The 20,031-nt window shown below is 33.3% G+C and carries 24 protein-coding genes and 2 tRNA genes; 13 read left to right on the top strand and 13 right to left on the bottom strand.

Annotated features, from left to right (window positions below; translation table 11 throughout):
* Positions 1-4: 4 nt before the first annotated feature.
* A complete protein-coding gene (locus tag ACZ5CF_RS06890; RefSeq protein WP_464578458.1) occupies positions 5-646 on the top strand; it encodes a hypothetical protein in 642 nt (213 codons plus the stop codon).
* Here the strand turns inward: ACZ5CF_RS06890 and ACZ5CF_RS06885 are convergent.
* Both ACZ5CF_RS06885 and ACZ5CF_RS06880 read right to left on the bottom strand, forming a co-directional pair.
* Positions 643-1,440 carry a lysophospholipid acyltransferase family protein gene (locus ACZ5CF_RS06885; protein ID WP_464578457.1) on the bottom strand — a complete coding sequence of 266 codons (798 nt, stop codon included), beginning with the start codon at positions 1,438-1,440 and terminating at the stop codon, positions 643-645. The two genes, ACZ5CF_RS06890 and ACZ5CF_RS06885, sit on opposite strands and share 4 nt — an antisense overlap.
* 47 nt (positions 1,441-1,487) lie before the next feature.
* Positions 1,488-2,105, bottom strand: a complete 618-nt coding sequence (locus tag ACZ5CF_RS06880) for an NUDIX hydrolase (RefSeq protein ID WP_464578455.1) — start codon at positions 2,103-2,105, stop codon at positions 1,488-1,490.
* Between the two features lie 69 nt (positions 2,106-2,174).
* Between ACZ5CF_RS06880 and ACZ5CF_RS06875 the strand changes: the two genes are divergently transcribed.
* Positions 2,175-2,843 (top strand): peptidylprolyl isomerase, encoded by a 669-nt coding sequence (locus tag ACZ5CF_RS06875; RefSeq protein WP_464578453.1) that lies wholly within the window; start codon positions 2,175-2,177, stop codon positions 2,841-2,843.
* Here the strand turns inward: ACZ5CF_RS06875 and ACZ5CF_RS06870 are convergent.
* A complete protein-coding gene (locus tag ACZ5CF_RS06870) occupies positions 2,833-3,429 on the bottom strand; it encodes a trimeric intracellular cation channel family protein (RefSeq protein WP_464578452.1) in 597 nt (198 codons plus the stop codon). The genes ACZ5CF_RS06875 and ACZ5CF_RS06870 overlap by 11 nt on opposite strands.
* 149 nt (positions 3,430-3,578) lie before the next feature.
* Here ACZ5CF_RS06870 and ACZ5CF_RS06865 point away from each other — a divergent pair, with 149 nt between their 5' ends.
* Positions 3,579-3,992 (top strand): DUF2141 domain-containing protein, encoded by a 414-nt coding sequence (locus ACZ5CF_RS06865; protein ID WP_464578450.1) that lies wholly within the window; start codon positions 3,579-3,581, stop codon positions 3,990-3,992.
* A 35-nt stretch (positions 3,993-4,027) separates the two neighbouring features.
* On the opposite strand, the gene ACZ5CF_RS06860 is transcribed toward ACZ5CF_RS06865, so the two are convergent.
* Positions 4,028-4,507, bottom strand: coding sequence for a Dps family protein (locus ACZ5CF_RS06860; RefSeq protein ID WP_464578449.1), 480 nt, complete (start codon positions 4,505-4,507; stop codon positions 4,028-4,030).
* 115 nt (positions 4,508-4,622) lie between these two features.
* Here ACZ5CF_RS06860 and ACZ5CF_RS06855 point away from each other — a divergent pair, with 115 nt between their 5' ends.
* Entirely contained in the window at positions 4,623-5,564 is a 942-nt protein-coding gene (locus tag ACZ5CF_RS06855; protein ID WP_464578448.1) for a LysR substrate-binding domain-containing protein, read from the top strand.
* 10 nt (positions 5,565-5,574) lie between these two features.
* On the opposite strand, the gene ACZ5CF_RS06850 is transcribed toward ACZ5CF_RS06855, so the two are convergent.
* On the bottom strand, positions 5,575-5,793 hold the full coding sequence (locus ACZ5CF_RS06850; protein ID WP_464578446.1) for a hypothetical protein: 219 nt from the start codon (positions 5,791-5,793) through the stop codon (positions 5,575-5,577).
* A gap of 160 nt (positions 5,794-5,953) precedes the next feature.
* Between ACZ5CF_RS06850 and ACZ5CF_RS06845 the strand changes: the two genes are divergently transcribed.
* The gene (locus tag ACZ5CF_RS06845; RefSeq protein ID WP_464578445.1) at positions 5,954-7,219 is read left to right on the top strand and encodes a D-alanyl-D-alanine carboxypeptidase/D-alanyl-D-alanine-endopeptidase; all 1,266 of its coding nucleotides are present in this window, start codon (positions 5,954-5,956) and stop codon (positions 7,217-7,219) included.
* Here the strand turns inward: ACZ5CF_RS06845 and ACZ5CF_RS06840 are convergent.
* Positions 7,216-8,016: a TIGR00266 family protein gene (locus tag ACZ5CF_RS06840; protein ID WP_464578443.1), complete on the bottom strand. Its 801-nt coding sequence runs from the start codon at positions 8,014-8,016 to the stop codon at positions 7,216-7,218. The two genes, ACZ5CF_RS06845 and ACZ5CF_RS06840, sit on opposite strands and share 4 nt — an antisense overlap.
* 192 nt (positions 8,017-8,208) lie before the next feature.
* Between ACZ5CF_RS06840 and ACZ5CF_RS06835 the strand changes: the two genes are divergently transcribed.
* Entirely contained in the window at positions 8,209-8,613 is a 405-nt protein-coding gene (locus ACZ5CF_RS06835; protein WP_464578442.1) for a hypothetical protein, read from the top strand.
* Positions 8,614-8,663: 50 nt separating this feature from the next.
* Here ACZ5CF_RS06835 and ACZ5CF_RS06830 read toward each other — a convergent pair whose 3' ends face one another.
* Entirely contained in the window at positions 8,664-9,119 is a 456-nt protein-coding gene (locus ACZ5CF_RS06830; protein ID WP_464578441.1) for a DUF4442 domain-containing protein, read from the bottom strand.
* Between the two features lie 146 nt (positions 9,120-9,265).
* Between ACZ5CF_RS06830 and ACZ5CF_RS06825 the strand changes: the two genes are divergently transcribed.
* The 6 genes from ACZ5CF_RS06825 (at position 9,266) to ACZ5CF_RS06800 (ending at position 14,836) form a co-directional block, all read left to right on the top strand.
* Complete coding sequence (locus ACZ5CF_RS06825; protein WP_464578440.1) at positions 9,266-9,736, top strand: DUF4870 domain-containing protein; 471 nt, start codon at positions 9,266-9,268, stop codon at positions 9,734-9,736.
* Positions 9,737-9,888: 152 nt separating this feature from the next.
* Positions 9,889-10,218, top strand: a complete 330-nt coding sequence (locus ACZ5CF_RS06820; RefSeq protein ID WP_464578438.1) for a PadR family transcriptional regulator — start codon at positions 9,889-9,891, stop codon at positions 10,216-10,218.
* 6 nt (positions 10,219-10,224) lie between these two features.
* A complete protein-coding gene (locus ACZ5CF_RS06815; RefSeq protein ID WP_464578437.1) occupies positions 10,225-11,928 on the top strand; it encodes a PspC domain-containing protein in 1,704 nt (567 codons plus the stop codon).
* A 41-nt stretch (positions 11,929-11,969) separates the two neighbouring features.
* Complete coding sequence (locus ACZ5CF_RS06810; protein WP_464578436.1) at positions 11,970-12,689, top strand: head GIN domain-containing protein; 720 nt, start codon at positions 11,970-11,972, stop codon at positions 12,687-12,689.
* A gap of 99 nt (positions 12,690-12,788) precedes the next feature.
* Positions 12,789-13,799: a dipeptide epimerase gene (locus ACZ5CF_RS06805; RefSeq protein ID WP_464578435.1), complete on the top strand. Its 1,011-nt coding sequence runs from the start codon at positions 12,789-12,791 to the stop codon at positions 13,797-13,799.
* Between the two features lie 2 nt (positions 13,800-13,801).
* Positions 13,802-14,836, top strand: a complete 1,035-nt coding sequence (locus ACZ5CF_RS06800) for an aminotransferase class I/II-fold pyridoxal phosphate-dependent enzyme (RefSeq protein ID WP_464578433.1) — start codon at positions 13,802-13,804, stop codon at positions 14,834-14,836.
* Here ACZ5CF_RS06800 and ACZ5CF_RS06795 read toward each other — a convergent pair.
* Positions 14,817-16,814, bottom strand: coding sequence for a protein-disulfide reductase DsbD family protein (locus tag ACZ5CF_RS06795; RefSeq protein ID WP_464578432.1), 1,998 nt, complete (start codon positions 16,812-16,814; stop codon positions 14,817-14,819). The two genes, ACZ5CF_RS06800 and ACZ5CF_RS06795, sit on opposite strands and share 20 nt — an antisense overlap.
* Before the next feature lie 127 nt (positions 16,815-16,941).
* The gene (gene trxB, locus ACZ5CF_RS06790) at positions 16,942-17,904 is read right to left on the bottom strand and encodes a thioredoxin-disulfide reductase (protein ID WP_464578431.1); all 963 of its coding nucleotides are present in this window, start codon (positions 17,902-17,904) and stop codon (positions 16,942-16,944) included.
* Positions 17,905-18,103: 199 nt separating this feature from the next.
* On the opposite strand from trxB, the gene ACZ5CF_RS06785 reads away from it, so the two are divergent.
* Positions 18,104-18,544 carry a hypothetical protein gene (locus ACZ5CF_RS06785; RefSeq protein ID WP_464578430.1) on the top strand — a complete coding sequence of 147 codons (441 nt, stop codon included), beginning with the start codon at positions 18,104-18,106 and terminating at the stop codon, positions 18,542-18,544.
* Positions 18,545-18,547: 3 nt separating this feature from the next.
* On the opposite strand, the gene ACZ5CF_RS06780 is transcribed toward ACZ5CF_RS06785, so the two are convergent.
* The 4 genes from ACZ5CF_RS06780 to ACZ5CF_RS06765 all read right to left on the bottom strand — a co-directional run bounded on the left by ACZ5CF_RS06780 (position 18,548) and on the right by ACZ5CF_RS06765 (position 20,007).
* Positions 18,548-19,120, bottom strand: a complete 573-nt coding sequence (locus ACZ5CF_RS06780; RefSeq protein WP_464578429.1) for a hypothetical protein — start codon at positions 19,118-19,120, stop codon at positions 18,548-18,550.
* A gap of 160 nt (positions 19,121-19,280) precedes the next feature.
* Entirely contained in the window at positions 19,281-19,466 is a 186-nt protein-coding gene (locus ACZ5CF_RS06775) for a hypothetical protein (RefSeq protein WP_464578428.1), read from the bottom strand.
* Between the two features lie 202 nt (positions 19,467-19,668).
* Positions 19,669-19,741: transfer RNA gene (locus tag ACZ5CF_RS06770), tRNA-Pro, on the bottom strand.
* A 191-nt stretch (positions 19,742-19,932) separates the two neighbouring features.
* Positions 19,933-20,007, bottom strand: a tRNA-Pro gene (locus ACZ5CF_RS06765).
* Positions 20,008-20,031: the final 24 nt, after the last annotated feature.

The raw sequence follows: 20,031 nt of genomic DNA, 5'->3' as shown, positions 1-20,031 counted from the left end.
ATATATGGAAGAGTTAGATATTTTAAAGAAAGACTGGAAAAAGAGGGAAAAAACTTTACCCAAACTATCGTATGATGAAATCTATAATATGTTATGGAAAAAATCATCATCAATCGTAAAGTGGATTTTCTATATAAGTCTTATTGAATTTGCGTTTTGGTCTATTCTCTCTTATTTACTAAAAGACACAGAGGGAATGAAACGTTTTGACAGCTACAATGCAGACCACATATACTTGCCTTTAATGATTGTAGGCTACCTAATCTTATTTTATTTTATATACATGTTTTTTATGAACTACAAAAAAATATCGGTAACAGACGATGCCAAAACGCTCATGAAAAACATTATAAAAACAAGAAAAACTGTTAAACAATATGTATGGTTTAATATTATTTACCTTGTAATATCTAGTTTAGTTGTTGCTGTAATACAACTAAATTACGATACCGAAATTGCAGAAGGTATAAGTAAAGCAGCAGCTAATGGTAAAGAATCTATGTTTATAGCTGCTTTTATAGGTATTGTATTTGTTTTCTCTGTAGTAGTAGCTGCTTTAATTTGGTTATTATACAGATTAATTTATGGAATATTATTAAAACGATTACATAAAAACTACCAAGAGCTCAAACAAATGGAAGTTTAAAACTTTCTGAGTTCGTTGAGCTCTTGCATTTCTTTTATTTGTTCTTCGGGGATTACTTTTAAAAATGATGGATGTTGCTCTATTGCGTACTGTATTTTTTCTACAATATCATCAATTGTATCGTTTTCATAATCTATATCTAACGGCTCTTTAATTACCATAGATTGTAGAATACCTTTTTTCTTTACTCGCAATCCTTTTTTATCAAAAGAACGCCTAAAACCATCTATTACAATAGGTACAACAATAGGCTTGTATTGTTTTATAATGTGTGCCGTACCTTTTCTGATAGGTTTCCAAGGCTTTGTAGTACCTTGTGGGAATGTAATTACCCAACCATCATTTAATGCTTTTGCAATGTTCGATATGTCGCTAAATTTTACCTGGCGCTTTACTTCTTTACCTGCCTCTCGCCAAGTACGCTCTACATTTATAGAACCTGCATATGCTAAAATTTTAGGCAATAAACCAGAGCTCATTGTCTCTTTAGCAGCAACGTAATAAATATTTAATTTAGGATTCCACAAGTACCCAACATTTTTAATACTATCTATTCTACCACTTAAACTTGCATTAAAAACATGAAACATTGCCACTACATCGGCAAAATAAGTTTGATGGTTAGAAACAAACAAAACACCTGTATCGGGTAGGTTTTTTATTACTTCAGAACCTTCAATTTTTAGTTCGTTAAAACCTCTGTAACGTCTGTGTGTGAGAACCCCGGCTATTCTAATTAGCCATTTTTTTAGAAAAAGAATATGTCCAAAAGGATTTCTTTTAAATAAACCCATATGTTTACTTAATTTTTTTGGCGAGCTACAAAAGTACAAAAGTATGCTTAAAGCACCTGCTTAAATAGCTCTTTAACTTCACTTAGCATCATAGCAGTAGCTCCCCAAACCGTGTAACCGTTTAAGTTAAAGGCAGGTACTTTAATATTTTTTGCGTACGAAGTAGATAATGTTTGGTAAAAAACAGCCTGATCATCTAAAAAATTAACAACAGGCACCTGTACCAGTTCTGCTACCTCTTCCTCTTGTTTTGTAAAACTAAGCGTAGTTTTGGCTACGCCAATATAAGGCTGCACTTTAAAATTACTTGGCGGAATATATACTTGTGTTAACGGTTTTATAATTGTAACCAAATTGGGGTTTACTCCCACCTCTTCTTGTGTTTCTCTTAATGCAGCATCTAACAAACTGGCATCTGTTCTTTCTATTTTTCCGCCGGGAAAACTTATTTGATTGGCATGAACTCCTTTATAAGATTTTCTGAGTGTTAGCAGTAAATGTGCCGTATAATCTTCTGACGGATAAAACAACGATAAAACTCCTGCTTTTTTTGGCTTTTTAGCATCAACATCTATGCTTTTTAGCTCATTTATGCGCACTTTTGGAGTCATTTTATAATGCGCTTCTTCGCCCGGTAAAGGCAGATTTTTTATTTTTGAAATCAATTTTAAAAAATCATCGTAGTGCATAAAAAAACGCTTCTAAATACTTGTACAATAATACTACTATTTTTTATGATGGGTTGCACTACAAAGCAACCTAAAAAAACAATCCAAAGTAAAGCTACTAAAGACACAACTGCTGTTGTTAAAAAAGATACTGTTTTAAAAAAAGAAGAAAAAGATTCTGTGCCGTTTAAATTAACAGAAGATAATGCAATCCCTTTCTTTTACGAATACGCTCAAAAGCATAAAGAAAATAAGGTTAAAATTACCACGCAATTTGGCAGTTTTGTTATAGAACTTTTTAATAACACACCTTACCATCGGGCTAATTTTATATACCTAACAAAAAAAGGATACTTTAACGGGACTTATTTTCATAGGGTAGTTAAAAACTTTATTATACAAGGTGGTAATGCAGATAATAAAGCTACAGCCAGAAAAAGAAGCGAAATTGGAAGGTATTTATTGCCACCCGATACAAGAAAAGGTCATAAACATCACAGAGGAACAGTTTCTATGCCTAGTAGCGAAATAGATAACCCACATAAACTTGCTTCACCGTACGAATTTTTTATTGTAGTAACCAAACCGGGCTCGTACCATTTAGATGGAAAATACACTGCCTTTGGAAGAGTTATTGAAGGGATGGATGTGGTAGATAAAATAAATAACCAGCCTACCGATGATGGCGAGTGGCCCTTACAGAATATTGTAATGCAAGCAGAAGTTATTGAATAGCAGGCAACTGAAGCTTAAACCTAACAGCTAAAACCCTAACAATAATTACCACCATTGCTGTTGCTATGTACAATAGGTTTTCTGCTACAAGTGTATCTAAAACAAAGTAAACAACCCCACCCAGAATACAGGCAGTTGCGTAAATTTCTTTCCTGAATATTACAGGAATTTCATTACAAAGTATATCTCGAATAACGCCACCAAACGATGCGCTCATTGCTCCTAAAGCAATACAAATTATTGGATGCAATTGTGCCTTAACACCAAGCTCTATTCCAATTAAGGTAAAAACCCCAAGTCCGATAGTATCAAATAAAAATAAAGAAGTACGTAAATAATCAATTTTTCTTCTAAATAATATTGCAAATACTACTCCTGCTGCAATAGTATAAATGTAATTTAAATCAAACATCCATCCTACCGGAGTTCTTCCTATTAAAATATCTCTTAAAGTACCTCCGCCTACTGCTGTTACAAATGCAATTATAAAAATTCCAAACGGGTCTAATTTCTTATTCAAAGCTGCTAGTACACCCGAAATTGCAAAAACAAAGGTTCCGATTAAATCTAACGTATAAAAAAACATGTATACAATTTTTACGTGCCAAAAGTAGTAAAAACATATGCTTTAACTGTATGTTTTACAATTGGTCTTGCATAATTTACAATTGGGTAAGAAATAGTGTTTTAATAACAATCATATTTAGACTTTTGATGAAAACAAACAACAAAGTCATGAAATCATTAATCATTACACTTACATTTATGCTTGCCTCTGCTTTAGGCTTTGCTCAAGAAAACGCAACAATTACTGTTACTGTAAATAACGTTAAAAATAATAACGGTGCGGTCATATTTTCTTTACATACTGAAGAAACGTTTTTAAAAGGCCCGGGAATTATGAATGCTAAAACCACTATTGATAACGGTGTTGCAACCGTAGAGTTTAAAGATGTTCCTGAAGGTACGTATGCCATTTTAGCATTACATGATGAAAACGAAAATAATCAGATGGATTTTGAAGCTTCAGGTATGCCTATTGAGAGTTATGGTACCTCTAACAACGATATGAGTATGGGGCCACCTTTATTTAGCTCTGCTAAATTTAAGGTAAAAAACACTAATCTAAATTTTACGATACGGTTTTAAAGTAAAAAAAGGGATGTTAATACATCCCTTTTTTATTAAATACTTTCGTTTAACCATGCTTTCATCATCCAGATTGTTTTCTCTTGCTCGGTAATGAAATCGCTCATCATGGCATTTGTACCTTCATCATTAGCTTCATCACTTGCTTCAAGTATTTCGCGTTCAATTAGTAATAACTCTTTTAACGAAGCTAAAATTAACCTTACAGACTCTTCATCGTTTACCACATTTTTCCCAACAGGTACTGTTGCGGTTTTGGCATATTCTGTAAATGTATGTAAAGGAGTGTCTCCTAACGTTAAAATACGTTCTGCAATCATATCTACCTTTACATTTGCATCGGTATAAAGCTCTTCAAACTTTAAATGAAGTTCAAAAAAGCGCTTTCCTTTAATGTTCCAGTGTATTCCTCTTAAGTTTTGGTAATAAACTTGAAAGTTAGCAAGTAATTTATTTAATAAACCACTTATATGTTTAGATTTCTCTATACTAAGTCCTAAGCTGTTTGTTTTCATTTGTATATTATTTAGCATTTATTATTATACTGTAAAAATACTGCTAAGTTTATGCTTTTTAACTATAAGATTTATTGATAGTTTTTATATTTTTATCATCTAAAACTATAAGAAAATGACAATCACACAGCTTCAATACGTACTTGCTGTTGCCGAGTATAAAAACTTTACGCTTGCTGCCGAAAAAACCTTTGTTACCCAGCCTACTTTAAGTATGCAAATTCAAAAATTAGAAGACGAACTGGGCGTACTTATTTTTGATAGAAGTAAAAAACCTATTCAACTTACAGAAGTAGGAAAAAAAATTGTAGCGCAAGCTAAAAATATAGTTGATGAAAGTACCAGAATTAAAGATATTGTAGACCAAGAAAAAGGATTTATTGGTGGCGAATTTTCGTTGGGAATTATACCAACCATTATGCCTACCCTACTGCCAATGTTTTTAAAGACGTTTATTAAAAAATATCCGGAGGTAAACTTAAAAATTAAAGAACTACACACAGAGTCTATAATAAACAATATTGTAGACGGACATTTAGATGCTGCCATTGCTGCTACACCCTTAGAACACGAACAAATTAAAGAGCGTCCGTTATATTATGAACCTTTTGTAGCTTATATTCCAGAAAACCACAGATTGCACGAACACAAAAAAATAAGCACTTCAGATTTAGCTATAGATGATATTCTCTTGTTAGAAGACGGACATTGCTTTAGAGATGGTGTAATTAATCTGTGTAAATCTGATAAAGCACTTAACAATGAACATTTTCAGTTAGAAAGCGGTAGTTTTGAAACCATGATAAAGTTAGCCAACGAAGGGTTGGGAATGACGCTTCTTCCTTATTTACACACGTTAGAGCTTAAAGAGTCTGAAAAACAGTATTTGCATTATTTTACAGAACCTACCCCAGCCAGAGAAGTTAGTTTAATTTACCATAAAAGTGAGTTAAAACTGCACATTATAGAAGCGTTAAAAGATGTAATTTCGGGTATAATAAGAGGAGCCATTGCATTTAGCAATGTTCAAATAATAAGTCCTATAAACAAAACATAAAAAAGCCTCCTTAATACTGGAGGCTTTTTTTGGTATCTTTTAAGTAAACCAAACACTGCGTTAATTCTGGTTTTTCTCTAACATATTGGTTTACCCAAATTCTAAGTTCATCTAGCTCGTAAGGTAATAATCTTTGTGCAGCTTTTTCAAGCTCCTTGCAAAACAAGGCGGGGTCAAAGCTTACTTTTTGGAGCACTGTTTTAGTGTACTCAAACATAGCTCTAGCCATGATTTATGTTTAGTTTTTGTTGAATTAGGTTCCTAAAAATAAGAATTTTTTTGAAAATTTTCTCACCCTAAAAAGGTTAATTTTTCACTAAAACACCTCGTTTAATGTTAATTTTTTTATTTGATTTTTTTAAACGTACTTTACAAGAATACTTGTTATTATGAGAAAATTTGCAGGATTACTGGTGTTAGCTTTCTTGGTTTTAAGTTGCGTAACAGGTAAGCGAGCATTGTTAACAAAAACTTTTAAAGAAGTAACTAAACAAAAACATTTTGTTGGTTTTAAGTTGTTTGATCCTACTACCCAAAAAACAATTTACTCATACAATGCCAACAAATACTTTTTACCTGCTTCTAACACCAAAATATTTACATTATATACAGGCTTAATGTATTTGCCAGACACTATTCCTGCTTTACATTATAATACTCAAAACGACACAATTTTTGTGCAGCCCACCGGAGATCCTACCTTGCTATATCCTAATCTTTATAATGATAACACTATTCTATTTTTAAAAAACCATCCTTACAAAACCGTTGTTATACAAAACAATGCTTTTTATGATGATGCTTATGCTCCGGGATGGTCTTGGGATGATTATGCATATTACTATATGCCCCAACGAAGTGCATTCCCTATACACGGCAATTTGGTAAGTTTATTTTTTAAAGAAGATAGTTTAAATGTTAGTCCGATACTTTTTAAAGATAGTGTTGTTGTAGCACAAAATCCTTATCCACGAGATTTAAATCAAAATAAATTTTACATTGAACCTACAGAAAAAGACACATTATTTACACCTTTTATAGTATCTGACACCATCACTAAAAAAATATTAGAAAAACTAACATCTAAAACCGTAAGACTTACAGACAATTTAGCCTTTAACAATAAAAACACATTATATAGTGTGCCTACAGATTCTTTGTTAAAAATAATGATGGTAGAGAGTGACAATTTTCTTGCAGAACAAATACATGTAATGGTTTCGGGGTTGTTATTTGATTCTTTAAGTGTAAAAAAGTCAATAAATCATGTGCTAAAAAACAATTTAAAAGCATTACCCGAAAAACCGAGATGGGTAGATGGTTCCGGGTTATCTAGGTATAACCTTTTTACACCCAACAGCATGGTTTATGTTTTAAATGAATTAAATAAAAACATCCCACAAGAAAAATTATTTAATTTATTTCCTGTGGGAGGTGTTTCCGGTACCTTAAAAAATTGGTACGGAGCAAGCACTCCTTATGTGTTTGCCAAATCGGGTTCTATGAGTAATAATTATTGTTTAAGTGGTTACATAATAACTAAATCTGGCAAAACACTAATATTTAGCTATATGGCTAATCATTTTAGAGTACCTTCCAGCAATATTAGGCAAGATATTGCCAATTTATTACTAGAAATTCACAACCGTTTTTAAAAACGGTTATCGCCATCTAATAAATCTCCCAGACCACCCAATATACTTCCTTCTCCTTTGTCTTTACCGCCACCTTTTGGTGCTGCAGCCCACACTCTGTCTGCCAGTCGGCTAAATGGTAACGATTGTACATAAACTGTACCCGGACCTCTTAAGGTTGCAAAAAACAAGCCTTCTCCTCCAAAAACGGTGTTTTTGATTCCGCCTACAAACTCAATATCATAATCTACATCTTTTGTAAAACCAACTATACAACCGGTATCTACTTTTAAAACTTCTCCTGCAGCCAGTTCTTTTTTAGCCATAGTACCTCCTGCATGTACAAATGCCATACCGTCTCCTTCTAGTTTTTGCATAATAAATCCTTCTCCTCCAAAAAGACCTCTTCCTAAACGTTTAGAAAACTCTATCCCTACACGTACTCCCTTTGCCGCACATAAAAAGGCATCTTTCTGGCAAATAAATTTACCTCCGTACTGAGTTAAATCTATAGCAACAATTTTACCCGGGTAAGGCGATGCAAAACTAACTTTACGTTTTCCGGCATCTACGTTTAAAAAAGCTGTCATAAATAAACTTTCTCCGGTAAGAATTCGTTTTCCTGCCGAAAATATTTTACCCAAAACGCCTTTATCTTGGTTAGAGCCATCTCCAAAAATGGTATCCATTTTAATACCATTATCCATCATCATAAAACTCCCTGCTTCGGCTACAACTGCCTCTTGCGGATCGAGCTCTATTTCTACAAATTGCATTTCTTCTCCGTAAATATGGTAATCTATTTCGTGTGCATTCATATTTTTTATTTTTAAAGTTTGTGTTTATTGGTAGAACTTTTTTTGGTTTTGTTACAAAATAAAGTTTTAAAGAGTTTGTAATAAAAATACTATTTATATCGTTCTTTAAACAAACAACTTATTAATATCCAACACATAATGAAAAAACATAGCCTTGTATTACTATACTGTGTAACTTTAGCTTACTGTTTTATGTTTAGCAGTTGTTCTAATAGTTCAGATGGTCTTACCTCTCAAGAAAAAGTATTGATTGCTAAATGGCTTTTTATATCAGACCACAATTATTATTGTAACACTAACGAGTTATATTCTGAAAGCTTTGCCAGCAGTGAATTTATTTTTGAATATTCAAAAAATGGCACGTTTACAACAACCGAAAACAATGACGGTGAAATAAAAACATATGCAGGGACTTGGGAGTTATCTAAAGACAACAAACTATATATAAGATATGATAATTTTGATCCGGATGATTTCGAAATTTATATAGTTGAGTTTAAAGATAATAACAACACCGTAGTTTTAAGAAGTGAAGACGATTGTAAGTCTGGTAACAGTTCTGAAATCTATTCTGAAGAAGTATTTAAAAAAATGTAGTATCAAAAGGGTGATGTATAGCTATACACCACCCTTTTTATAAACGGTGTTTAGGCTTTTAATTTTACAGTCCACTCAAAATTAAATGTAGAAACTATATCTCCTGCCTCATCTATACCAACAGATTCCATCCAAAAAGTTTGCCCCTCTCCTGTTGCAACTGTTGCAGTAATAGCCTCTTTAATTTTAGCTCCATCTGTGCAAGTAAAGGTGATTTTTCCGGTGGCTTTTTTAGAAAAATTAGCTTTATTATTAGCCACAAGCATAGAGATGTTTTTGCCACTTTCTTTAATTTCTTTCATAACTAATGCTCCGGTTGTAAGCTCTGCAGCCATTCCTTGTACTGCCCAAAACATAGATTTAAATGGATTTTGGTTTATCCATCGGTGCGAAACAGTAGCCAAGCACCTCTGGTTATCTATATAAACCACTCTTATACCACTAAACCAAACTAAAGGTAACTTAAAGAGCGTAAATAGGTTGAGTTTTCTGGGTGTTATCTGCATAGTTATTATAATTTTCCTGACCAAGTTAGCCATTTTTTTTGGTTAGTTTGATTAGTTATAAATGTTAAATATTTGTTAATATTTAGTACTTTGTATTGCATAATACCTTTTTTTAGATATATATTTGCATAAGAAAATAATATGCAATGGATTCATCAATCACAAAACACGAAAAAAATTTAAGCGCAATCATTCACATTGCAACGTTCTCTAAATACTTTGTTCCTTTTGGCAACTTTATAGTACCCTTAATATTATGGGTATCTAACAAAAATCAATCGGACTTTGTAGATTATAACGGTAAACAAGTTTTAAACTTTCAAATAAGTTTATTGCTGTATAGTATAGTTATAGGTATCATTACCGTTCCTTTCTTTTTTGTTTCTGCCTGGGATTTTATTGGGTGGTACGATATTATAGAACACAATACACATAGTGTACACATTACCGTTAACGATTTTTTTAAATTCTCTAAAGGATGGATATTCTTAGGAATCTCTGGTTTATTAGGACTTTGTTTATTTGCTTTAGACATTTATTGCACCATACAAGGAGCTTTAAAAACCAACGAAGGTGATTACTATAAATATCCTGTAACATTAAAATTTATAAAGTAATCATGATTAGCCTAGCCAAAACTATTTTGTTTGTAGTACTAACATTTTTAAGCTTTTGTGGTTTTTGTTAACCACTAAAAAATCATCATCAATCAAAATAAAATCAATCAAAAAACGAACAGTTTAATTAACATTTAAAGCACTATGAACCCATGAATATAGAAAACACAAAAGCACAAATGCGTAAAGGAGTACTCGAGTACTGCATATTGTCTATTCTTGATGGAGAAGACAAGTATGCATCAGAAATACTCGATACGCTAAAAGACGCCAAGATGCTAGTAGTAGAGGGTACTATTTACCCATTACTTACTCGATTAAAAAATGCGGGGTTGCTTAACTACCGTTGGGAAGAATCAACCTCTGGACCGCCACGGAAATATTACACCCTAACAGAAACGGGTAAAATATTCTTAAAAGAGCTTCATAAAACCTGGAGCGATCTACAAAATGCAGTTAATTTAGTTACAAAGAAAAAATAACTAACCATGAATAAAACTATAAACATAAATTTAGCCAACACGTTTTTTCATATAGACGAAGAGGCTTATAATAAACTTCAACGCTATTTAGACGCTATAAAACGCTCGTTTACAAATTCGCAAGGAAGAGACGAAATTATAGCCGATATAGAAGCGAGAATTGCTGAGCTTTTCACTGAACGCATGCAGCACGAACGACAAGTAATTTCTATTAAAGAAGTAGACGAAGTTATTACCATAATGGGGCAACCGGAAGATTATTTGGTAGATGAAGAAATTTTTGGAGATGCTCCCAAACAAAAATCACACAAAAAAACCGGTAAAAAACTTTACAGAGATATAGACAACAAATACATTGGTGGTGTTTGTGCCGGATTGGGTCATTATCTGGGTATAGACGCTGTATGGGTAAGGTTGCTATTCTTGCTATTTGGTATTTTTAGCGGATTTGGTATTGTAGCCTACATTCTTTTCTGGATTTTAGCTCCGGAGGCTGTTACAACGGCTCAAAAGTTAGACATGACCGGAGAGCCTGTTAATATTAGTAATATCGAAAAAAAAGTAAAAGAAGGTATTGATGAAGTTGCCGAAAAAGTAAAAAACGTAGATTACGATAAGGTTGGCAACAAAGTTAAATCCAGCTCAAAAACTTTTTTTGACACTTTAGGAGATATCATTCTATTCATATTTAAAGTATTCGCAAAATTTATAGGTATAATATTACTTATAATAGGTGCCTCTACCCTAATTGGCTTATTTGTAGGACTATTTACTGTTGGCATTGTAGATGCTGTACATTTTCCGGGAATAGATTTTGTAGATATGGTTAACACCTCTGGCGCACCATTATGGGTAATGTCTATTTTATTATTCTTTGCCATTGGTATCCCTTTCTTTTTCTTGTTCTTATTAGGACTGAAAATATTGGTTAGCAATCTAAAATCTATCGGCAAAGTTGCTAAATACACACTAATAGCAGTCTGGTTATTATCTGTTACAGGTATAATTGTACTAGCAGCACGTCAGGCAGCAGAACATGCCTATACCGGAAGCATTAGTAAAACAGAACAACTTGTAACATTTAGTACAGATACACTACTAATTAAAATGAACGAAAAAGAATTAGAAAACTATAGGTATCATTCAGATTTTGGGGTAAATATTTTTGTAGATGACAATGACCAAGAAACTATTTATTCTAGAGACGTACGTTTTAGCATTGCTTTAGCAAATGATTCTTTAATTTCTGTGAAAATAAGGAAAGATGCTAACGGCAGATCGCCTAAAGAAGCCAAAAACAGAGCAGAACAAATTGCATATAACTATACACTAAGCGGTAACACATTATTATTAGATGAGTTTTTAACCACACCTATAAAGAACAAATATAGAGACCTAGAAGTCATGGCTACTATTTACATTCCGGAAGGAACTGTAGTTAAGTTTGATGACTCTACATATGGTCATGTTGGCAGAAGAATTGCTAACGATAAGGGTTTTTACCGAAGTGGCATTGTAAAATATACCTGGAAAATGGGCAAGGACGGCGAGCTTAAATGCTTAAATTGTTTTGATGATAATGATGTAGACTTAGAGTCAGGTAAAATTAAAATAGACGAAGACGGTATAGACATAGATGTTAAAGACGAAGACGGAGATGAATTTAAAATGCAAATTAACAGCGATGGTATCCGTGTAAAAACCAATTAATTAAAATTATTTAATAACACCTTATACAAAATTGTACAGCTATGAATACAGTAACAAAATTAGTAGTAGCTCTTTTAAGCTCATTATTATTTGCCTCGTGCATGTTTGATATGAGTTTTGAGGGCAAAAAAGGAAACGGAAATGTAGTTTCTGAGAACAGAAATGTTGGTCAAGACTTTACAGCAGTTAAGGCCACAGAAGGATTAGACGTTTTTGTAACACAAGACGATAAAACCTCTATTAGAGTTGAAGCCGATGAAAATGTAATAGATTTAATAGTAACCGAAGTTAAAAACGATGTTCTAGTAATTCATACAGAAAAAAATATAGGAAGAGCTACAAAAAACATCTATGTAAGTCTTCCAAACATCACTGCTTTAAAAAGCTCAAGTGGTGCAGATTTATACACTAACGGTGTAGTTACATCAGACAAAATTACCTTAGAGGCTACCAGCGGTTCTGATATAGAGGCTAAAATAGAAGCCAACTATGTAGTAGCAGAAACCTCAAGTGGTGCCGATATAAAACTATCTGGTAAAGCAAATTTTTTAGAAGCAGACGCCAGTAGCGGAAGTGATATTAAAGCCAGAAATTTAGAGGTTAAAGAATGTAACGCAGACGCCAGTAGCGGAGCAGATATTTCGGTTAATGTTACCGATAAACTTACGGCAGATGCCAGTAGTGGTGCCGACATAAAATATACCGGAAATCCGGTTGTAAACACAAATAAATCATCATCAGGAAGCGTCAGAAAAAATTAATTTTAAACTAAACTAACCAACCAAGGGCACTTAAATTTAAGTGCCCTATTTTTTTACTTCAACCTTTTGTTTACCTTAGTTGATTAAATAAAAAAGTACATGAAAATACAACTACACGAGTACAAATTGCAACTGGCTCATACGTTTACAATTTCAAGAGAATCTCATGATGTGCAAGACAGTTTAATAGTTGCACTACATCACAAAAACCAAACAGGTTATGGTGAAGCTACCGCAAACCCTTATTACAACGTCTCTTTAAATTCAATGCGCAACGAAATTGAGCGGGTAAAATTAGATATAGAGTCGTTTGATTTTACTACTCCGGAAAATTTTCATGCTTTTTTAAGTACTTTAAAGCTTACCTCTTTTGCTACTTGTGCTTTAGATTTAGCAGCAAATGATTTATACGGAAAAATAATCGGTAAGCCTCTTTATAAAATTTGGGGATACAACCCTAAAAATTATCCTATTACAAACTACACAATCGGTATAGATACAATAGAAAAAATGAAGGCCAAAATTTCCGAGAAACCCTGGCCCCTTTATAAAATAAAATTAGGTACCGATCATGATGTAGAAATTGTTAAAGCGCTCAGAGAAATTACTAGTGCTACATTTAGAGTAGATGCTAATTGTGCTTGGAGTGTAGATGAAACCATAGAAAACTCTAAAAAACTAAAAAATCTTGGAGTAGAATTTATAGAACAGCCTCTTAAAGCAGATAATTGGGATGGAATGAAAGAGGTGTATAAAAAAAGTGCCCTACCTGTAATTGCAGACGAGAGTTGTATTGTAGAAGATGATGTTGCAAAATGCGCCAACCATTTTCATGGTATAAACATTAAACTTGTTAAATGCGGAGGGCTAACGCCGGCAAGAAGAATGATTACCGAGGCAAAACAATTAGGCTTACAAGTAATGGTGGGTTGCATGACAGAATCTACCGTTGGTATATCAGCAATTGCACAAATTGCTCCTACGCTGGATTATGTAGATATGGATGGTGCTATGCTGTTAAAACACGACATTGCAGATGGCATAAAAATTAAAGAAAATGGCGAGTTAAAATTTCCTGAGATTCCGGGAAGCGGTGTAACTTTATTGTAGTTATGTATATAATTGATGCTTTCCCGGGAAGAACTTTTAGTTACAAAGGCCAAGAGTATTTTTATTTTGGCGGAACAGCTTATTTGGGATTACAAACTAACAAAACCTTTCAGGAGCTCTTTAAAAAAAGCATTTGTAAATATGGCACAAATTATGGTGCATCTAGAATAGCAAATGTACGGTTTTCAGTTTATGAAGAAGCAGAGAAATTATTAGCAGATTTTATTACTACCAAATCTTGTTTTACGCTTTCGTCCGGGTTTTTAAGTTGTCAATTAATCTACAATTATTTTACTGCTAAAAAATATCATTGTGTATTTGCTCCCAATACACATGTGGCGTTTCATGGTTATAATACTAAAAACCATTTAACCTATACCAACGTTATTGCCGATATTAATACTGCATTAGGACAACAAAAACAAGTAGTCTTATTTTTAGACACTATAGATTTTTCCGGAAAAAACTATCCGGATTATAGGTGGTTAAAAGATGTTTCGCTAGAAAATGTTATCCTTGTTGCAGACGATTCGCATGGAATAGGAGTAGTTGAAAGCGGTGAAATTCATAATACTTTACAAGCTTTTAATCCCAAAGAAATAATAATCTGTGGCTCCTTAGGCAAAGGATTTGGTATACAAGCCGGTGTTGTTGCCGGAGCAGAAAGTATCATTAACAAGCTAAAAGAAAGTAAAATGTTTGCTGCCTCAAGTCCTGCTACTCCTGCTGCAATGCAAACTTTTGTTTATGCACAATCACTTTACAAACTTCAACAAGAAAAACTACAAGAAAATATTTCCGTTTTTTTAAAGGAACTTAACAAAGCTGATTTATTTACATACATGAAAAACTATCCTGCTTTTTCATTTAACAATGAAGAGCTAACTACTTATCTGGAAAAAAACAAGGTTGTAATTACCAATTTTAACTACCCCAATGATACAGAAAAAACAGTACAACGCATTGTGATAAGTGCTCATCACAATCCAAACGATTGCAAAATGTTAGCCCAATTAATTAATCGGTTTTTTTATTAAGACTTAATTTTTTAAAGTTGCGTAATCCATTAGTAAGCCAAGTAGCATATTCATTGGCATCCGGTGTATATGCTATTGGATGATTTAGTAGCTTCATGTTATGGTCTAGCAACACATAATACGGTTGCGAATTATTGTTAAAATTTATGGTTTGTAAGGTAGACCACTTATCACCAATGGTTTTGATGGTTTTTACTTTTCCTCCGGGTTTTAAATATTTAAACTGCTCGTTTTCCGGAAGCTCTTTCCTATCATCTACATATAATGATATTAAAACAAAGTCGTTACTTAACTTTTTATATACTGTACTTGTGCTCCACACATGTTCTTCCATCTTTCTACAATTTACACAGGCCCACCCCGTAAAATCTAAAATAATAGGTTTATTAAGTTTTTTGGCTGCTGCAAGCCCTTCGTCTAAATCTTTATAACAAGTTAGCCCTAAAGGACAGTCTGATGGTTTATTGTAAATACTATAAAACATTGGTGGAGCTATACCACTTAAAAGTTTTAGGTTTGCATATTTAGTATTAGTTAAACCGGGTATTAAGTACACAGTAATTGCAACAAAAAGTAGAGTAAAACCAATACGCCCCTTACTTAATTTTTGAATAGGACTATCGTGCGGGAATTTGATTTTTCCAAAAAGATATATAGCTGTTAGTAACGTGATTATTACCCAAATGGCTATAAAAATTTCACGTTTTAATATTCCCCAGTGTTCTACTAAATCTGCATTAGATAAGAATTTAAATGCTAATGCTAATTCTATAAACCCTAAAACTACTTTTACAGTATTTAACCACCCTCCCGATTTTGGCAGTGAGTTTAACCAATTTGGGAACATTGCAAATACAGAAAAAGGTAAGGCAAGAGCCAAACCAAAACCTGCCATTCCCATACTTAATTTTGTAGCAATGTTTCCTGTGGCTAATGTTGTACTTCCTAATAAACCTCCTAAAATTGGTCCGGTACATGAAAAAGATACTATCGCTAAGGTTAGTGCCATTAAAAACACGCCAACTACCCCTCCTACTTTAGATGCTTTATTGTCTAATGCTGTGCTCCAGGAAGCCGGTAATGTAAGCTCGTAATAACCAAAAAAGGAGAATGCAAAAAACAAAAACACCAAAAAGAAAATAATATTTAAAACTACATTAGTAGAAATATTATTTAAGATTTCAGGATCTAAAGAATCTATTAAATGAAAAGGAATGCTTAATAGTACATAGATTAAAAAAATAAAGAACCCGTATAAAATTGCCCTAGAGGCACCTCTTTTTTTCTTAGTATCGTTTCCTTTTGTGAAAAAGGAAACCGTTAAAGGAATCATCGGGAAAACACACGGAGTAAGTAAGGCTATTAAACCACCTACAAAGCCCAATATAAAAATAGAAAAGTTACTTTTTTTACTTACTGTTTCTTTTTCATACTCACTCCATCCTGTAATATTTAAGTTTAATGCTTCACTCTTTTTAATATCATTTTCTGTAAGTGTAACTGTTGTCTCTTTGTTTTGTAAAGCGGCTTCTTTATTAAGTATAAAAGTTAATTGTTCTACATCGGGTGGAAGGCATCGTTCATCATCACAAACCATATACTCTACTTCTGCCTTTATGGTAGAAAGCTTTGTGTTATTTAATTTGATTTTTTGTTTAAAAGTAGCCTTATCCTTAAAAAACTTAATTTTCATTCCAAAAACAGGATCATCTATAATTTTCCCGTCTTTTTCTTCTGTTTTTCCTACTAACGAGTAATCTTTGGTTTCTTCATATATAAAAGAAGTAGGTATTGGCCCATTTTCCGGCACATCTTGTGCATATAAATGCCATCCGGCATCAATGTAGGCATTGGTGATTAAAACATATTCTGAATCAGAAATTTTTTCTACAGAAGTTTCCCAGTTTACCGGTTTTAAAATTTGAGCCGACAAAGTGTTAATCACAAATAATGCTACTAATAATAAGCCTTTTTTCATTGTAGAACTAGCCTCTTTTAAGGTTGGGTTAAAGTTAACGCAATTAATACCAAAAAATTTATTTAAGAAACGTTAAAAATTAAAAAAACCACCTAAAAAGGTGGCTTAAAAGCGGGATTTTGTATGCTTATACTTTTGCTACGTTTTCTATAGATGCTAAATAACGTTCTGCATCTAAAGCTGCCATACAACCTGTGCCGGCTGCTGTTACAGCCTGACGGTAAACATGGTCGGCAGCATCACCAGAAACAAATACGCCTTCTACATTTGTTTTAGTAGTACCGGGAATATTTTTAATGTAACCGGTTTCGTCTAACTCTAAGTAATCTTTAAAAATATCTGTGTTTGGTTTATGACCAATTGCTACAAAGAAACCAGTAGCAGGAATATCAAACTCCTCTCCGGTTACATTGTTTTTAGCACGAACTCCGGTAACTACTTGTCCGTCTCCTAAAACTTCTACCGTTTCTGTATTTAATAAGATTTCTATGTTTGGTGTATTGCGTACACGCTCTTCCATTATTTTAGAGGCTCTAAATTGGTCTCTCCTTACCAACATAGTTACTTTTTTACATAATTTAGAAAGGTAATGAGCCTCTTCGCAAGCAGAATCACCTCCACCAACAATAACTACTTCTTGACCTCTGTAAAAGAAACCATCACAAACGGCACAAGCAGAAACTCCACCTCCTAGCTTTAAATATTTTTGCTCAGATGGTATTCCTAAATATTTAGCAGAAGCTCCTGTTGCAATAATTACGGTATCGCAATGAATTTCTTTTGTATCGTTTATCCATACTTTATGAATCGGACCGGTAAAGTCTACTTTTGTAACCCAACCATCTCTAACATCTGTACCAAAACGCTCGGCTTGCTTTCTAAATTCTTCCATCATTTGAGGGCCGGTAATACCATCCGGATATCCGGGAAAATTCTCTACTTCGTTTGTAGTAGTTAATTGCCCTCCAGGTTGAGACCCTTGATATAAAACCGGGTTCATATTAGCTCTAGATGCATATATTGCTGCAGTATAACCTGCCGGACCAGATCCTATTATAAGGCATTTTACATGTTCTATTTTTTCTGACATAGTATTGTTAATCTTTAAATTGTATTTACTACACAACAAATGTAGTTTTTTTAGCCAAAAGCTTACCGCCAATTTATCAAAAGTTATTATGACTGCATAAACAGACCTTATTTTAATTACTCTGCGTATTTATGAACTGTTAAAAAGTGTTAATTTTTTTTGTAACTTTAATGATAACAACACGCAAAATCAATACATTATGAAAACTTTTCTCCCTGCTTTTGTTTTATTATTTCTCATCGTATTTCCTATTAAAACACAAAAAGACACTCAACAAGTATCTTTAGATGGTACTTGGGAATTGGTTGGCCACTACCTATATACCAACAACGAAGTTTCTGACACTATAAAACCAACTTATGGTTACAGACAAATTAAAATGTTTAATAATGGTAAGGTAATGTGGACTCGTTATGTACCGAAAGATTCTGTAGAGTGGTTTGGATATGGTTCTTACGAAGCTACAGATTCTACCCTTGTTGAAACATTAGAGTATGGTTCTGCTTCTATGATGAAAATTATTGATACAATGCGTGTATTTAAGTTTAAGTTAGAACTTGGTAAAAATTACTTTAGACAAATAACAGTAGATGAAAACGGTAACCGAACCTTTTCTGAAAATTATAAAAGGTTAGATTAATTGCTACGTTTGTTCGTCTAGCTTATCAACAGTAGGTATTATTACCTCTCTAACATATGTATCGTCATCTTTAGCATGTTGCCTGGCTTTTACCACAACTATGTCTGTAAGATATTTAACATAATTACGCATTTTATTTAAGTTATCTGCTTTTAGTTTAATAAAGTAATATGCAGAAAGCGATGCCAAAAATCCAATGGCTATCATTATGTAAATGTATGTGTAATGTGGTAAATCTGTTTGCGGAAAAAATATCCATGTCATAAAATATCCGCCTATAGTTCCTGCTGTTATACCAAAAAAGGTTTTGGCTTTTTTTATACCGTTAGGCACATTTATGGCATTAGCACTTACCAATATTTCTATCGCTAAAGCACAAATAATTAGAGCAATCCCAAAATTCCAGATAAATTTATGGCGTGAAGGAAAGCCAAAAACAGAAGCATTACTATAAACTTGGCTATATGAAAGTTCGAGGGTTTTTTTATTAGCTTCTAAAATTTTTAAAAGCCCTATATGCTTGTCTATTTCTAAGAAAAATATTTCCTGACTCATTTTGCCTTCTTTGTAGGCCATAGTTAAGTCTACCAGGCTGTCCCTGTGTTTGGTAATTAAAAGATTATTGTTACCAATTTTCTGGGAAGCTTCTACAACTTCGGGTTCATGTACCGGAAGATAAATGTGTGTTAAAAAGGCAACGGCTATTGCAGCCGTTGCCAGTATATAAACAATATTTTTAATTCTCCACTTCGTGTGGCTTGTGCGGATGTCCGCTTCCGTCTTTATCTCCGGGGCTTGAAGTCTTGTCTTTGTCTGTTGCATACTGATCTGTTAATTGTTTTTCATCAATAGGAGATTGTGCATTCCAAGAATAAAAACTCAATACAAAAGCGGCAATAATCAAATAAGCTAATTTTTTCATTTTAGTACATTTTTATGGTTTAACTTATGGTAAAGATAAACTATTTATGTACTGAAAAACAGACTTTTACGCTATTTTTGTTAAGAGTTTTCAACAGGATAAACAAACTGCTCTTAGCTAAGATACAATTTATTTAGTGAAAAATACTGCAGAGAATTATTTAAAAGAAGAACCCTCATGTGCGAGGGTTCATTTGTAAAAGTCGGGATGACTGGACTCGAACCAGCGACCACACGCACCCCATGCGTGTACGCTACCAACTGCGCCACATCCCGAAAAAAAGTAAGTTAAAACCTTTAAGAAAAGTACATTGTTTTTCTGGCGGACAAATATACAATTTTGATAAATTATATAGTAGCTAATATCTGCTTAAAAAACCAAAGCGCTAATGAAAACATTAGCGCCTTGGTTTAAATAATTTTATAGTAAGATTTTAAATTAATCTTGTTTTTTAAATTAAACTCTGTCGGGGTGGCAGGATTCGAACCTGCGACCTCTTGGTCCCAAACCAAGCGCGATAACCGGGCTACGCTACACCCCGAATTGTAGTCTCATAATTTTGAGG

Source organism: Lutaonella thermophila, from assembly GCF_055387725.1.
Note: the sequence above shows the minus strand (reverse complement) of the source record. Positions and strands in the feature narration are given on the sequence as shown.